Annotated in this window: 10 protein-coding genes and 1 pseudogene; 6 read left to right on the top strand and 5 right to left on the bottom strand. The window is 67.0% G+C overall.

What is annotated here, in order from left to right:
* Positions 1 to 11: 11 nt before the first annotated feature.
* Both P0D62_RS13605 and P0D62_RS13610 read right to left on the bottom strand, forming a co-directional pair.
* The gene (locus P0D62_RS13605) at positions 12 to 1,256 is read right to left on the bottom strand and encodes a CehA/McbA family metallohydrolase (RefSeq protein WP_275703090.1); all 1,245 of its coding nucleotides are present in this window, start codon (positions 1,254 to 1,256) and stop codon (positions 12 to 14) included.
* Between the two features lie 26 nt (positions 1,257 to 1,282).
* The gene (locus tag P0D62_RS13610; protein ID WP_275703091.1) at positions 1,283 to 2,521 is read right to left on the bottom strand and encodes an ROK family transcriptional regulator; all 1,239 of its coding nucleotides are present in this window, start codon (positions 2,519 to 2,521) and stop codon (positions 1,283 to 1,285) included.
* Positions 2,522 to 2,670: 149 nt separating this feature from the next.
* Between P0D62_RS13610 and P0D62_RS13615 the strand changes: the two genes are divergently transcribed.
* The 6 genes from P0D62_RS13615 (at position 2,671) to P0D62_RS13640 (ending at position 12,241) form a co-directional block, all read left to right on the top strand.
* Positions 2,671 to 3,498, top strand: coding sequence for a pseudouridine synthase (locus tag P0D62_RS13615; RefSeq protein ID WP_275703101.1), 828 nt, complete (start codon positions 2,671 to 2,673; stop codon positions 3,496 to 3,498).
* Positions 3,499 to 3,507: 9 nt separating this feature from the next.
* Positions 3,508 to 4,479 (top strand): NAD(P)H-quinone oxidoreductase, encoded by a 972-nt coding sequence (locus P0D62_RS13620; protein WP_275703092.1) that lies wholly within the window; start codon positions 3,508 to 3,510, stop codon positions 4,477 to 4,479.
* Between the two features lie 214 nt (positions 4,480 to 4,693).
* A complete protein-coding gene (gene aepX / locus P0D62_RS13625) occupies positions 4,694 to 6,001 on the top strand; it encodes a phosphoenolpyruvate mutase (RefSeq protein ID WP_275703093.1) in 1,308 nt (435 codons plus the stop codon).
* The gene (gene aepY / locus P0D62_RS13630; RefSeq protein WP_275703094.1) at positions 5,998 to 7,128 is read left to right on the top strand and encodes a phosphonopyruvate decarboxylase; all 1,131 of its coding nucleotides are present in this window, start codon (positions 5,998 to 6,000) and stop codon (positions 7,126 to 7,128) included. Before aepX ends, aepY begins: the two co-directional genes overlap by 4 nt.
* Positions 7,125 to 9,845 (top strand): iron-containing alcohol dehydrogenase, encoded by a 2,721-nt coding sequence (locus P0D62_RS13635; RefSeq protein ID WP_275703095.1) that lies wholly within the window; start codon positions 7,125 to 7,127, stop codon positions 9,843 to 9,845. Before aepY ends, P0D62_RS13635 begins: the two co-directional genes overlap by 4 nt.
* On the top strand, positions 9,842 to 12,241 hold the full coding sequence (locus P0D62_RS13640; RefSeq protein ID WP_275703096.1) for a glycosyltransferase: 2,400 nt from the start codon (positions 9,842 to 9,844) through the stop codon (positions 12,239 to 12,241). The genes P0D62_RS13635 and P0D62_RS13640 overlap by 4 nt, the downstream gene beginning before the upstream one ends.
* Before the next feature lie 11 nt (positions 12,242 to 12,252).
* Here the strand turns inward: P0D62_RS13640 and P0D62_RS13645 are convergent, their stop codons facing one another.
* The 3 genes and pseudogenes from P0D62_RS13645 to P0D62_RS13655 all read right to left on the bottom strand — a co-directional run.
* Positions 12,253 to 13,482 (bottom strand): glycosyltransferase, encoded by a 1,230-nt coding sequence (locus tag P0D62_RS13645; RefSeq protein ID WP_275703097.1) that lies wholly within the window; start codon positions 13,480 to 13,482, stop codon positions 12,253 to 12,255.
* On the bottom strand, positions 13,482 to 15,674 hold the full coding sequence (locus P0D62_RS13650) for a glycosyltransferase family 2 protein (protein WP_275703098.1): 2,193 nt from the start codon (positions 15,672 to 15,674) through the stop codon (positions 13,482 to 13,484). The genes P0D62_RS13645 and P0D62_RS13650 overlap by 1 nt, the downstream gene beginning before the upstream one ends.
* A gap of 39 nt (positions 15,675 to 15,713) precedes the next feature.
* A pseudogene (locus P0D62_RS13655) lies at positions 15,714 to 16,000 on the bottom strand (hypothetical protein); the annotation flags it as partial.

Below are 16,000 nucleotides of genomic sequence, written 5' to 3' on the forward strand. Positions count from 1 at the left end.
GGCCCCCTATGTTAGCGGCTCAGCGCCAGGGTGCGACGCTGGGCATCTTCCAGGCGATAGGGGCCGGCCTCGCGGGGAGCGGTCACCGTCCGGCGCGCGGTATCGACGACGCGGCGACGCCCGCCGCCGCCCACCAGCACCAGGCCGGCGGCGTCCAGCGCCAAGAGGTCGTCGCCGTCGCGAAGCAGGATCGGGGCGGTCATCACGCGAGGCCGGCCTGCCCCGTCGACGATCTCCGCGTCGGCCGTGATCGTGGTGCGGCCGGCGGCCATGGCCTCCAGCAGCGCCTCGGCAGAGTCGTCCTCGGCCAGCACCCAGGTGGTAGGCAGCCCGGGGCGAAGCGGAGTCGAGCGGTGGTGGAAGTCGCCGCCGCCGATCAGGGCGGTGTCGCGCCCCGCGTACCAGGCCAGGGCGCCGGTCGCGATCGGGTTGGCGTACCAGGAACCGTGGTAGAGCTCGACGCCCCACGGCGCCTCGTCGAGCGGGTGCAGCCACGCGCAGTCGTCGGCCACAGGATGGTTGATCGACAGCAGCCCGCCGCGCTCGGCAACGGTCGAGACCCATTCGCCGGCCGGGCGCCGGAAGTCGACAAAGCCGATCTCGCCGTAGGCGTTGGCGTGGCCGCGGTGGGTGGTCACCTCCTGGCCGGGCACCAGGGTGATGCCATGGCGCCTCCCCACCGCGGGCAGGTGCGCGTGATGGCTGGTGGTGTTGTGGTCGGTGACGCAGAGGAAGTCGAGGCCGGAGCATACGCCCTCGTTGGCCAGTTCCCACAGACTGAGGGCGCCGTCGGAGTGCAGCGAGTGGGAGTGGGTGTCGCCGGCGTACCAGGTGAGTCCGGCGGGCGCGGGCAGCCCACGCTCCGAACCGCGGATCTCCCGCGGAACAGGCGCTTCCACCGGTCCGTGGTCCGGCGGCCGGGGCGACGGCGTCTCCACCGTCACTCGGACGCCGGCCTCCCCCGCGGGCAAGGAGTGCAGCCCGACGACGACGTGCCAGCGTCCCGGCCGCAGGTTGCCCGGCAGGTAGCCAGGGGTGGCGTCGTCGCGGGTGATCACGAAGGACGACCGGGCGCCGCCCGACCAGCCACGCCACCCAGACGGATCCTCGCAACCGAGGTCGATCACGGCCTCGCCGTCGACATCGAGACGTACCTCGAACGACTCGGCGCCTTCCGGCACATCGAACGGGATCCGCGGATAGCGGTCCTCGGCCTGGTCATCGAGACGCACCCGGCGTTCCACCACAGCGATCATGGGGTCACTCTACGAAACGGACGTCGTCACAGGTCGTGGACCGCGAAGCCGCCGTCGAGGGGACGATACGTGCCGGGCGCCCGGGGCACGTAGCGCGCATCCAGCACCACCGAAGCCGCACCGATCGCACCGACGTTCTCGCCCATGGCGGTGGACAGCAGCTGCACGACCTGCGGGCCCCGCGCCGACGGCTGGTCGAGCGCGTCACGCAGCACGGGCTCGTAGAGCGAGCGCACCGGTTGCCAGAACGGCCCTCCGACGACGACGGTGTCGGCGTCGACCATCTCCGTGGCGATCACCGTCATGGCGGCGATTCGTTCGGCGGCTGAGAGAAGCAGGTCGCGGGCCCCTGGGTCGCCGTCGAGAGCCAGCGCGCACAGCACATGGAAGTCGGCCTCCATGCTGCACAGATCCCGCCGGTCGGGCACCGGGCCGGGCAGGATGTCCTGCTGGTGAGCCCGTTCGACGAGCACCACCACGTCGTTGTCCAGGCCGGCTCCGCCCTGGGTACCGACCGCGACCAGCACCCGGCCCACTTCTCCGGCGTTGCCCGAGAATCCGAGCACCGGTTCACCGTTGAGGGAAAGGCCGAGGCCGGTTCCGGTGCCGATGTAGACGAACACCATGGTGGAGTCCAGGCTGGCGCCCGCCCGCACCCAGTTCTCGCCGATCACCGCGGCCAGGGTGTCCTTCACCACGGGCACCCTCATGCCCAGCCGTTTACCCAAGGCCTCACCCGGGGCGGATCCGGTCCATCCCGGCAGCCACAGCGACTCCCGGATCGACTGCGTGGGATGGTCGATGCTGCCCGGAACCGCGAGGCAGGCGCCCTCGGCCCGAGAGCGGTCCATGCGCGATCGTTCCAGCAGACGCAACGTGAGATCCGCGACCAGGTCGATGGATTGCGCGGGATCGTCCGGATCGACGTCACGACTCATGGCGGATGCCACGACGCTGCCCCGAAGGTCCAGGATCACCGAGGTCATCACGGACGGATCGACGTGGATGCCCAGCGCGAAACCCGCGGACGCCACCAGGTCGAGGATCACCCGAGGGCGGCCTCGCCCGACGGATTCGGTGCGCACCTCCCGCAGATATCCCCGGGTGATGAGATTGCGCACGATGCTGGAGACCGCCTGCACCGAAAGCCCCGTGGCTCCCGCGATCTCCGTTTGGCTGGTCGGCCCCAAGCCGCGCAGCGCGTGAATAACCGCATTCTCGTTGTATTGGCCGACATGCGAAAGACTGGCCCCAATCCGCATCATTGCCCCCTAGTTCTGATGCATCTGCCCCAGAGACTACTGGAGAATCGAACATGCCGCCCCACTCGCCCCTCCCCCCACGCCATGGGCTCCAAGCGGCATGGGTGCGCACGCCGGATCACGACCCCTCCCATCCCAAGCCCTGGCCGACGATGCGCGACTTCCTGAAGCACAAACTCGCCCCTATCCGTGACGACGTCGACCGCCTGCTTGCCGAGGGCGCCTTCGTCGACGACCGTGGGCAGGCCTGGACCGGCGACGAGCCGTATCGCCCGCACACGTTCGTCTGGTTCCATCGCGAGTTGCGCGACGAGCCGGAGGTGCCCGGGGAGTTGACGGTGCTCTACCGCGACGAGCGGATCGTGGTGCTCGACAAACCCCACTTCCTGTCCACCATCCCCCGCGGGCGGCACGTCGTCCAGAGCGCGGTGGTCAAGGCCCGTGCGGCACTTGAGCTGCCGCAGCTGTCGGCGGCTCATCGCCTCGACCGCGGCACCGCCGGCGTGCTCCTGATGACGATCGAGAAGCGGTGGCGCGCCGCGTATCAGGACGTCTTCGCACAACGTCTCGTCACGAAGACCTATCAGGCCATCGCGCCGGCCAGGCCGGAGCTGGACTTCCCGCTTTGGGTGAGCTCACACCTCACCAAGAAGGTGGGCGTGCTGCAAGCCGAGGAACTCCCCGACGAGCCCGCCAACTCCACGACCGACATCGAGCTGGCCGAAGTGCGAGGACGGTGGGCGCGTTATATCGTGCGGCCGCTGACCGGCAAGACCCATCAGATCCGGATGCACTTCCTGAAACTCGGCATCCCGCTGGCGGGCGACCCGCTCTACCCCGACATCCTGGACACCGATCTCGACGACTTCTCCACTCCACTCCGCCTGCTCGCCTGGCGCCTCGAGTTCACCGACCCCGTTGACGGCACGCCTCGTCGCTTCACCAGCCGCCGCCACCTCACCTGGCCTGACGGGCGGTAGCCTGGGCGCATGCGAGCTGTCATTGTCGAGACTCCCGGCGACGTCGATGCGCTGACCATCGGCGACGTTCCCACCCCCGCCCCCGGCCCCGGCGAAGTTCTGGTGAAGACGGTGGCTTCGGGTGTGAACCGGGCCGACGTGCTGCAGCGGCAGGGCCACTACCCGCCGCCGCCCGGCATCACCGACATCATCGGCCTCGAGGCCTCCGGCGTCGTGGCGGGCGTCGGCGAGGGCGTCCGGCGCTGGAGGGAGGGCGACGAGGTGGTCGCGCTGCTGGCCGGCGGCGGCTATGCGGAGTACTTCGTAGCACCCGAGGGCCAGCTGATCGCGCCTCCGGCATCTGTCGACCTGATCACGGCGGGCGGCCTGCTGGAGGTGGCCGCCACGGTGGTGTCCAACCTCGACGTCGCGCAGTTGAAGGGCAGCGAGACCTTCCTCGTGCACGGTGGCGCCGGCGGCATCGGCACGTTCGCCACCCAGTACGCCAAGGCGCTCGGCGCCACGGTGATCGCCACGGCCGGCAGCCCGTCGAAGCTCGAGCATTGCCGAGCCCACGGCGCCGACGTGGCCCTGGACTACCACGGCGACTGGGTCGCGGGCGTCAAGGACGCCACCGGCGGCCGGGGCGCGGACGTGATCCTCGACATCATCGGAGCCAAGTACCTGGAGTCGAACGTGAAGGCGCTGGCGCGCCGCGGCCGGATCGTGGTGATCGGCCTCCAGGGCGGCGTGAAGGGAACCCTCAACCTGGGGCTCTTGCTCAGCAAGCAGGCCACCATCACGGCCACCTCGCTGCGCTTCCGCCCGGACGCGGAGAAGGCGGCGATCTGCGCGGCCGTCGAGGAGAAGGTGTCGCCGCTCATCGCGGACGGCACCATCGTCGCCTCCCCCGAAACCCGGATCCCGTTCGACGAGGTGGTCCGAGCCCACACCCAGCTGGTGGCCGGCGACAACGTCGGAAAGATCGTTCTGGTGCACTGACGGGCCAACGACACGGTCCGATGCGGTGAACGCCGGATGCCCTTTCGGTGACCTTTCGATGACCGAGGCAATTCGGCCGCCCAAAAGCCACGCGGTATGCTCCCAGCAGTAACCGACCCGCAGCAGGGGTCCGCGCGCCCGCATGTGGCGACGGATGCCCCGGTTCGTCGCGGCGTCGATTCTTCTGTCTAGCGAGTTTTACGAGGAAGAGCCAGTGGCAAGCAACAAGACGGTGTATATCGCTATGTCGGCGGATGTCCTGCACAAGGGACACTTGAAGGTCATCCAGGCGGGTGCCGAGTTGGGGCAGGTGACCATCGGTCTCCTCACCGACGAGAGCATCGCCACCTACAAGCGGCTGCCGATCGTCGACTGGGACTCCCGCAAGGCCGTCTTCGAGGCCCTGTCGAATGTGACCCACGTCGTTCCGCAGAAGTCGCTCTCCTACGCCGACAACCTCCGCGAACTGAAGCCCGACTACGTGGTGCACGGCGACGACTGGCGCAACGGCGTCCAGGCCATGGTGCGCGACGAGGTGATCAAGGTGCTCGCCGAGTACGGCGGCCAGCTGATCGAGGTGCCCTACACCGAGGGTGTCTCCGGCTCCGAGATCGACCAGGCGCTGCGCCCCATCATCAACACCACCGAGCTGCGCCGCGCCAAGCTGCGCCGGCTGCTGGCCCTTCGCCCCTACATCCGCGCGATGGAGGTCTCCAACGGGTTGTCCGCGCTGATCGTCGAGAACGTGAAGTCGGTCTCCCCCGACCGCCCCGGCGTGCGTGAGTACGACGCGTTCTGGGTGAGCAGCCTCTGCGATTCGTCCTTCAAGGGCAAGCCCGACATCGAGCTGGTCGACTGGTCCAGCCGGATGGAGACGATCGACGAGATCATGGAGGTCTCCACCAAGCCGATCATCGTCGACGGTGACACCGGCGGCCGCATCGAGCACTTCAAGTACACCGTCAAGACCCTTGAGCGCGCGGGCGTCTCCGCCGTCATCATCGAGGACAAGACCGGCCTGAAGCAGAACTCGCTGTTCGGCACCGACGCGGTGCAGGTGCTCGACGACCCGCACGCCTTCGCCGAGAAGATCAACGCCGGCAAGCAGGCCCAGGTCACCCGCGACTTCATGATCATCGCCCGCCTCGAGAGCCTCATCGCCGGGGCCGGCATCGACGACGCGATCGAGCGGGCGAAGATCTACATCGAGGCCGGCGCCGACGGCATCATGATCCACTCCCGCCACAAGGACGGCAGCGAGATCCGTGAGTTCATGGCTCGCTTCCGCGAGTACAGCACCGACATCCCCGTCGTGATGGTGCCCACCTCCTACAACCACCTCTACGAGGAGGAGTTGAACGAGATCGGCGCCAACGTCATCATCCACGCCAACCACCTGCTGCGCAGCGCCTACCCGGCCATGCTGCGCACCGCCCAGAAGATCCTGGACGCCGGCCGAAGCAAGGAAGTCGACGACGAGATCATGTCCATCAAGGAAGTCCTGAGGTTGATCCCCGAATGAGCACCATCGATACCAGCGCGTTCTACGACCACCTGACCACTCAGGGCGTCGAGCTGTTCACGGGCGTTCCCGATTCGCTGCTGCAGGATCTGTGCGCCTGCATCTACGAGCGCACGCCGCGCGAGGCCAACATCGTGGCCGCCAACGAGGGCAACGCCGTCGGCATCGCCTGCGGGTACCACGTCTCGACCGGCAAGTACGCCGCGGTGTACCTGCAGAACTCCGGCCTGGGCAACATCGTCAACCCGGTGCTTTCGCTGGCGCACTCAGAGGTCTACAGCATCCCGATGCTGCTGATCATCGGCTGGCGCGGCGAGCCGGGCGTGAAGGACGAGCCGCAGCACGTCGCGCAGGGCCGCCTGACCCCGGCCATGCTGGACGCCATGGAGGTGCCCTATACCGTCGTCGATCCCGAGTCCTGGGAAACCCAGATCGACGACGCGCTGGCCCTGATGAGGGAGACCAACGCCCCGGTGGCGCTGCTGGTGCGCAAGGGCATCTTCAGCAAGTACCCCTTCGCGACGCCCAGCAAGGACGGCCTGACGCTGAAGCGCGAGGAGGCCCTGGCCGGCGTGCTCGAGGCGATCGGCCCCGACGCGTTCGTGGTGTCCACGACCGGCAAGACCTCCCGTGAGGTGTTCGAGCTGCGCGAGGGCCGCGGCGAGGGACACGCCCGCGACTTCCTCACCGTCGGCGGCATGGGTCACAGCTCGTCGATCGCGATGGGCGCCTGCCTCGGCACCGAGCAGCCCGTCTACTGCATCGACGGCGACGGCGGCTTCCTGATGCACACGGGCGCCGCCCCGGTTATCGCGCAGCGGGCCCGTGACAACTTCCGCTACATCCTGATCAACAACGGCGCGCACGAGTCGGTAGGCGGCCAGCCCACGGTCGCGTTCGACATCGACATCCCCGAGATCCTCCGCGGGGCCGGCTTCGAGCACATCGAGCTGGTCACCGAGGGCGACGCCATCGCCGGCGCGGTGGCCCGGGTCGCGGCTCAGCCGCGCTCGGCGCTGATCATCGAAACGCAGCAGGGCTCGCGGGCCGATCTGGGACGGCCGACGGTCTCCCCGTCGGCCAACAAGGTCGACATGCTCAAGGAATTCGAAGGGGCTCGTCGTTGAAGGCTCTGATTTTCAACTCCGGCGTCGGTAACCGGATGGGTGATTTCACCCACAGCAACCACAAGTCGATGGCCGTGCTGTCGAACGGCGAGACCATCTTCGCCCGCCAGCTGCGGCTGTTGTCCCTGGCCGGCATCACCGACGTGGTCGTCACCTCGGGCCCGCATGTGGAGCAGCTCGAAGGCGTCGCCGCGGAGTTCCCCGCGTTGCAGGTCTCGTTCGTGCCCAATGAGGTCTACGCAGAGACCAACTACATCTACTCGATGCACCTGGCTCGCGAACTCCTCGACGACGATGTGCTGATGCTGCACGGCGACCTGGTGTTCAACCGCGGCGCGTTGCAGGCCATCCTCGCCGACCCGCGCCCCAACCTCGGTGCCGTGAACCGGGCGCTGCCCCAGCCGGAGAAGGACTTCAAGGCCCGACTCGACGGCGACCTCATCACCGAGGTCTCGGTGACCATCCACGACGCCGACTGCGTCGCGTTCCAGCCCATGTACAAGTTGAGCCGCGAGGCCATCGGTGCCTGGCTGGCTCGCGTCGCCGACTTCGTCGAGGCCGGCAACACCGGGGTCTACGCGGAGAATGCACTCAACGAGATCGCCCGCGAGGTGGACATCCGCGCCTTCTCCTACGCGGACCACTTCGTCAACGAGATCGATACCCTCGAGGATCTCGCCGTGCATTCGGCGGCGCTGCGACTACGCGACTTCGACGAGCAGCCCATCCTTTCCGAGGAGGGTTCCGTCGAGCGCATCCCCGAACTGCTGGCCGAGGTGCACTCCTCCAAGCCGATGGTGGTCGGCGGCCGCAGCTTCCAGGGCTCCCCTGTGCAGCGCGTGCTGGACGACGCCGGCATCGATTACGTGCTGTACTCCGGCTACTCGTCCAACCCGAAGCTGCCCGAGGTGCAGGAGGGCCTGAGCCGGTTCCGCGCCGAAGGCTGCGACGCCATCATCGCCGTCGGCGGCGGCAGCCCCATGGACGTCGCCAAGTGCATCAAGCTCCTGGCGTCGGCCGACGTCGATGAACTCCCCGCCTTCGGTGCGCCCATCGTTCGCAACGTGCCGCAGATCTTTCTCCCGACGACGGCCGGCACCGGCAGCGAGTCCACCCACTTCGCGGTGGTCTACATCGAGGGTGAGAAGCACTCGATCGCCCACGATTCGACGCTGCCCGACTACGTGATCCTCGAGCCCGAGCTGCTGCGCAGCCTGCCCGAATATCACAAGAAGGCCAGCATCCTCGACGCGCTGGCGCAGTGCGTCGAGTCCATCTGGGCGAAGGGTGCCACGGAGCAGAGCCGTCGCTACGCGCGTCGCGGTCTCGAGGCGATCCTCGACAACCTCTTCCCGTACTTCCACAAGGGCACCGGCTTCGATCCCGAGGTCACGCGCCGGATGCAGCTCGCCGCCAACGACAGCGGCAGGGCGATCAACCTCACCAAGACCACCGCCGCACACGCCATGAGCTACGGCCTCACCTCGCACTACGGGCTGGCCCACGGCCACGCCGCGGCGCTGAGCCTGCGCGGGGTGTGGAGCTACTACAAGGCCGTCTCCGAAGAGGCCGGGCCTGAGGCCGATCAGCTGAGGCGGGCCCTGGCCGAGCTCAACGAGATCTTCGGCGTCACCTCCACCCAGCGTGCGCTCGGCAAGCTCGACGCGATCCTGGACACCCTTCAGCTCGACGACGTGATCGACGTCGACGAACTGGTGGGCGGGGTCAACGCCGAGCGGCTGGGGAACAGCCCCGTGCCGATGACGCCCGAAGACCTGCGACGCGCCTACGAGTTCGCCTTGGGTCTGCGCGCCTCCCCCGGGCTCCGGCGCTACCGCGGCCGGCAAGGCGGGCGGTACGAGAAGGTCGACCACCGTCGTCTGCCCGAGCTCCAAGCCGCAGAGTTGAAGATCCTGCAGCAGTTCGACGAGTTCTGCCGGCAGCACGGTCTCACCTACTACCTCAGCGAGGGCAGCATGCTGGGCGCCGTCCGGCATGGCGGCTTCATTCCCTGGGACGACGACATCGACGTGATGATGCCGCGCGACGAGTACGACAAGCTGATGGACCTGAACAAGCAGGGTCTGCTTCCTGCCGGGCTCAACATCGACTGCTTCGAGACCAACCCGAGGCACTGGGTGTTCGGCGCGAAGCTCCAGTCCACCGAGCCGAGTGCTTTCGCGCAGCCGCAGGTCGCTCACGTCTCCAGCTACCCCGGTCCGCACATCGACATCTTCCCCGTGGATCCCGTCGAGAAGACCAGCGGCTGGAAGTTCATGCTGCAGGCGTATCTGCTGCGTGGACTGCGCCGCGCCTTGTTCATGAGCTCCGGTCGCTCCCGAGGGCTGCGCAAGAACCTGCTCGCCCGGGTTCCGCTCTTCCTGGTGACCCGCCTGGTGCCGACCTCCGTGGTGCACGGCTGGGTCGTCTACATGCAGACGAGGTTCAACGCCAAGCCCACCTCGGCGCATTGGGCGAATCTCTGCAGCTATTACGACCTGCGCAAGCAGATCTTCCCGAAGGAGTGGTTCGGCGAGGGCAAACGTCTGCCGTTCGAGGGCCTTTCGATCTCCGTACCCAATAGGGTGGAGGACATGCTCACGCAGATCTACGGCCCCAATTGCATGGGAATCCCGGTTCCCGGTGCAGGACACCGCAAGCACGACTTCTACGTGAAGTCCCTCGATGTCAGCTCTGCGGGGCCTGAGGGATCATGAGCACCAGCCCCCAGCGGGGCCGCGAGATGCCCAAGGTCTCGGTTGTTGTACCCGTGTACAACACCGAGGCCTTCCTCGCTCAATGCCTGGATTCTCTGGTGGGGCAGTCGCTGGAGGAGATCGAGATCGTCGTCGTCAACGACGGCTCGCCCGACGGCAGTCAGGCGATCATCGACGAGTACGCCGAGCGCTACCCGGACAAGATCGTCGCACTGACCCAGCCCAACGGGGGCTTGGGCAGCGCACGCAATCTCGGCATCGCCCATGCGACGGGACGCTACATCGGGTTCGTCGACAGTGACGACTTCGTCGAGCTCGACATGTACCGTCGCCTGTACGAAGAGGCGGAGCGCACCGACAGCGACGTCGCCATCTGCCGCTACCGTCACTACAGCCTCGACAAGAGCTACGACGTGGTGGGCGGCAACTTCCCCTTCCCCGAGGGCGAAGTGTTCTCCAGCGAGGGCTTCTTCCTGAACTCCCGCGTGATGATCGTGGTCAACAAGATCTACCGCGCGGAGCTGGTGCGCAGGGTGCCCTTCCAAGACACCTGGTTCGAGGACGTGGCGTGGTCGCCGGTGGTCATGTCGTACGCGGACAGCATCTCCTACACGCCCGAGATCTTCTACCACTACATCCTTCGCGACGGCACCATCACCACCAGCCACGACAACGTCCGCACCCTGGAGGAGGTCTCGTCGCTGCGATTCGCCCTGGCCAACGCCAACCCCGAGCGCATCGACCAAGTGGCCTACATGGCCGCCCAGCGGCTGCTCTTCGACGCCCGAGTGCGTCCGGCCTATGCGGACAAGTTCGCGCTGGCCGTGCACGAGTTCCGTGACATCATCGGCAGCTCACAGCACGTTCTCGACGAGCCCAGGCTCTTCGTCCGTCTCCAGCCGTATCTGGCAGAGGACTTCCAGACCATTCCCAAGACCGTGCTCTTCTCGTCGAGCGGACGTGCCGCCGACGTCGACGGCGCCTGGATGGACCGGTTCGGCTACGCCGCGGACACCAACTACCTCGACGTCGACTCCTGGGTTCCCCCCGCCGAGGACCCGGTGGCGACGCAACTCGCCCACCGCCCCAAGGCGCTGCGCAACTACCTCCAGCTCAGCCACCTCTCCGCACACGGGGGTATCGTCGTCGGCGACGACCTCGAGACGCTGGGGCCGATCGCCTGGGCGCTGCACGCCAGCCGCTCGTTCTTCGGGTTCGAGGAGCCGGGCAAGGTCTCGACCCGCATCTTCGGCGCCGTGCCGGGAGCAGAGGTCATCGACGATCTGCTCGCGCTGTTCCGCCAGCACCTGGAGGACGCCGATCCGCTGGAAGCGGCCTTCGATGCCTACTTCGCCGGACGCGCCGAGTGGGACTACGACGCCATCGAGAGCGACTTCCGCGCACCGTATCTCGAGTTGCCCGACTCCTGCCGGGTCTACGCCACCGGCGTCTTCATCAACGACTTCGGCCTGGGGCTGGCGACGACGTCGCTCTACCCCGCGCCTGTCACGGGCGACGACGGCGAGCTGCTGCACTATCGCACCTCGCCCTCCCACCATGAGATCTCGCGACGCATCTCCCTCGACTACGCGAAGTGGCTGACCGCGAAGGCCAAGCGGAAGAAGCCGCCCGCCAAACCGGCCCCCAAGCCGGCCGCTCAGCAAGCCCCTCCGGTGGAGCCGCCTGCTCCCCCGGAGCCCGAAACGCCGCAGGAGACCGAGACCAACACCCCGAGCCCGCAGCCACCTAGACGACGGGCGCTGGGCCGCTTGGTGGCGCTGCCCAAGAGGCTGTTCGGCCGCCGGGACAAGAGCGGCGCCGCGGCAAAGGAGGACGCTCCACCGTCGACGCCGGAGGCTACCGAGGAACCCTCGGTCGCTGCTGCCGCGTCAACCCCTCCGAGGCCTCTGGTCGTCGGCGATCCCGACGCGGGACTACGGATTCTGCTCTATGTCGGAGGATTCACCACCGACACCTCGGCGCAGCGGGCCCGCTCGCTCACCACCTGGATCCGGGACATCCACGGGTCCGGCGCCGACATCGGGGTGCTGTTCACCGACCGGAACAAGGAGGCCAGAACGGCCCGCGCAGAGGCGCTGCTCGCCGACGGCATCCGGCTCGTCCGTCGTACTGCCAGCCCGGAGACGGACGAGAACCCTTCGCTGGAGTGGGGACGCGCGCTCCAGGACGAGCGCTACGACCTGCTCGTCGTCGCCACCCCGAAGGGCGGGCTCACCGAGGCCTCGATCCTTGCGGCCGCACCGGCAGGAACCCGAGTACTCGCTCGACTGGGCCAGGACTACCCGGAGTCGCTGGAGGCCACCTTCGACGTGGTCGTCGACAAGCTCTCCCAGGTGCACGCCTGGGTCGAGTCACACCGTTCGCCGTCACACTGAACGCGGCGTCGTCACGCCCTCTGCGGGGTGGCATCGACGGGCATCTCGCGAACCGCGACGTCGGGAAGGCCGCCGTTGCGGCATTCGGCCTGCTCCACCAGCCGTCCCACCAGCGCACCGAGCATCTCGAGCCGGAGCGTGAGCGCGCCGAGCTGCTCACGCAGCTCCGACAGCTGCCGGTCATGATGCTCCGCCGCTAGGCGGGCCTGATACCGCGCATAGTCCACGCGGACAGCCAGCCGCTCGGTCTCGCTGGCTCCGACACCTGCGAGCAGTTCCTCGAACGCCGAGTCCCTGATCACGAGATACCTCTCGTACTCGGAGCGATCGTAGAAGTAGTCGCGTGGCATCAGGTCGAACCCGAACTCACGGAACCAGTGGTCGCGCAGCAGACCGAGCAACGCCCAGCGCCCCGGCCCCTCGAGCGAATCGAGGTGGTAGAGGAACAGCGACAACGCATAGTTGGTGAGATCCCGGCCGTAGGTCGGCAGTAGCCCGCGCGTCGCGAGCTCGTCGCGCAGCATCGCGAGCGAGTCCCGGATGCAATCGAGATGCGCGATCTTGGTGTCCGCGTTGGACAACGATCCGGAGTTACGCAGTCGATGATGGGCCAGCACGCTGTCGAGCACCGAGATGCGGTTGGCAGCCAGGAGCGCGGTGTAGGTGAACACCATGTCGTTATGGACGCGGATCTCCTGAAAGGTCAAGCCCGCCTCTCGCACGAAGTCCGCCCGAAACAGCTTGTCCCAGGCCCACCCGATGGCGGATCGGAAGACGTTGGGGCGGATCTCAATCGGAGCGAACACCTTCTTTTTCGGCAGCCGGGTGGTCTTCAGCGCCCAATCGGCGCGCTCGAAGACGCCGGTCGCCTCCACGAAACGGTCCGAGCGAAAACACACGACGTCGGCCTGCGTCTGGTCGGCAAGATGCACCGCACGCTCGAGCATCGAGGGCTCGAAGAAGTCGTCGGAGTCGAGAAAGGAAAGGTACTCGCCGGTCGCCACACGGAGGCCGACGTTGCGCGCGACCCCCGCTCCTTGGTTCTCCTGACGGATGATCGTCGCCCTGGCATCACCCTCGCACACGGCCCGCGCGATCTCCGCCGACCCGTCCGTGGACCCGTCGTCGACGCAGATCAACTCGAAGTCGGTCAGGGTCTGGCTCAGGATGCTGTGCAGGCACTGTTCCAGGTAGGCGGCGACATTGTGGAACGGCAGCACCACCGACACCCGCGGCGCCATCAGGCGGCCTTCTTTCTCGCCACCAGCCGTCGTCGAAGGGTGCCTGGGACACGGGTCAGCACACTTCCGATGCGGAAGGACGTCGACTCCCTGACCATGCGCACCTCCTTGGTGAGGCTCGCGTTCTTCTTCCGGAGCCGGGCGAGCTCCTTGTCCCTGGTATCCGGCTTCTTCTTGACCGGCGTCGAGGCCGCTGCTTCGGCCCGCCTCGCGGCAGCCGCCAACGCGGCCCGTCGCGCCTGCTGCATCGGGGGCCAGACGGTGTTCAGGAAGAGGTCGAGGTAGAGCGGGGAGATCCGCTCGACGAGCGCCCGCACCTCAGCAGGATCCACCTTGCCGCCGTAGACGATGGCAGACCGACGAACCTCCTTGAGGTGACCGATCACCGCAGCCGTGATGCTCTCGGGCCACCGATAGGGGATCGCGAACGCGGTCATCTCGACCCAGCAGGCGAAGTAGCCGAGCGACTGCCTCGGAGAGACCACCGAGGTGACGGTGGAGTTCTCCCGGATGCGACGCATGAAGAGGGCGGCGTTCTCGTGCGATACCCGGCCGGCCTGCATCAGCAGGGTGAACATGAAGTGGTTGTCCTCGAAGATGATGCCTTCGAGGAACCGGACCCGGCTGGCCCGGAGGAAGTCGTGGCGGATCAGGGCCAAGCACGGGGACACTCGGTAGGTGTCGTCCCGATACATCTGAGCGAACATGTCGGGGCCGGTCATGATGTCGGAGTGCGACACCGGCCGACGGTACCGGTCGTTGTACTCGCGGAACGAGCTCTCGAGGTCTGGCGAGTCGAAGAACGTCTGGCCGTCGAAGAAGAGGATTTCGGTGTTGCGCTTGTCGGCCAGCTCCACCATGGTGCGCAGGGCGCCGGGAGCCAGCTTGTCGTCGCTGTCCAGGAAGTAGACGTACCTGCCGCCCACCTCGCGCAACGCTCGGTTGCGGGCGACGGACTGACCCCCATGCGGAATCCGCAGCACGCGCACCCGGTGGTCTCGCCGCTCGTAGCCGAGCAGGATCATCAGCGACTCGTCGGTCGAGTCGTCGTCGACGCAGATCACCTCGAAGTCGGCGAAGTCCTGCGCCAGAAGGCTGTCCAGGCATTCCTCGAGATACTGCGCGGAGTTGAACACCGGCACGACGACAGATACGGCGCAGGAGGGCTCGAGTTCCTCCGGCGCCCTAGTCGCCGGGCCTGCGGAGGCCACTCGCACCTTCGTGAAGTAGTACTCCTCGGGGTCCGCCACGATCTCACGGAAGACCGACGTCTCGTGCGCCGAGAACCGAGAAGACAGCCGTTCGTCGTCCACCACCTCGGCGAAGGCCTCCGCTTCGCGCCGTAGGAAGTCGCGCCTGAAGGTGTCGTCGATGCGAGGGAAGGTGAAGAGCAGGCTGCAGGCGAAACGATGCCAATACAGCGGCTCGACCTCTGCCCACAACGGCAGGTGAGCCACCCGTCCGCGCGCGTACTCATACTCATCGAAGGACGAGAAGGCCAGGCCGCGGTTATGGATCGACGAGTTCGGGTTGTCCTTGCGGTAGCAGTAGAAGGCGTCCTGGATCAGGCGGATCGAACGCGCCAAGGCGATCGTCTGGAACCAGAATCCGATGTCCTGGTGCGCTGCGCCGGGCGTCTCGTTGTGGCGGATCTCGTGCCGGCGCAGGAAGTCCGTGCGAAACAGCCCGAGCACGTTCATCATCGGCACGTAGAACACTCGCGGCTCGGTGCGGAACTCGAGGTCGACCCCATAGAGCGAAGAGTCTTCGGTGAGCTTGCGGTACGTCTCCACCAGCCGATCGCCTTCGCCGACGACGTCGTAGTAGTCCCCCTTCACGATGTCGGCCGAGTGCTGCGAGGCGTCGGCATACAGGGTCGCGTAGGCGTGCGGCTTGATGTAGTCGTCGGACTCGAGGAACGCGACATATTCGCCCCGGGCCGCCGCGATGCCCCGGTTCATCGTGAATCCGTAGCCCGCGTTCGCATGATCGAGCACGACGACCCTGTCGTCGCGAGCTGCATACTCCTGGAGGATGGCGAGCGTGCCGTCGGTGGAACCGTCGTTGACGCAGATGACCTCGATCTCTCGAAGGGTCTGCGTCAACGCGCCGTCAAGGCACTGCGACACGTAGTTCTCCACGTTGTAGCAGGGAACGATGACGCTGACTTTGATGATGCCTGTGTTGGTCATGACGCTCGCGACTTCCTTCTCTCCTCCAGCCCTACTCGGTCAGCTGAACTGTTCCCGTGCGAACGCCAGTGCATTCGACACGGTGTCCTGCATGTCCGTGTACTGGTACGTCCCCAGGCGTCCGCAGAAATGGACTCCGGTTTCTTGCGTTGCGATCGCGGCGTACTCCGCATAGTGACTGTCATTGGTCCGATCGTTGTGGGCTGACCCCGTTTCGTAGGTCCAGTCGTTATGAGGGTCGTCCTGTTGCCCGCGGTCGCGGGCAGGGAGACTGGTCAGATCATGACGAACAGCAGGAAGCGTCACACCCCGGAGCAGGTCGTCCG

This window comes from Tessaracoccus caeni, from assembly GCF_029211185.1.
Lineage (GTDB): Bacteria > Actinomycetota > Actinomycetes > Propionibacteriales > Propionibacteriaceae > Arachnia > Arachnia caeni.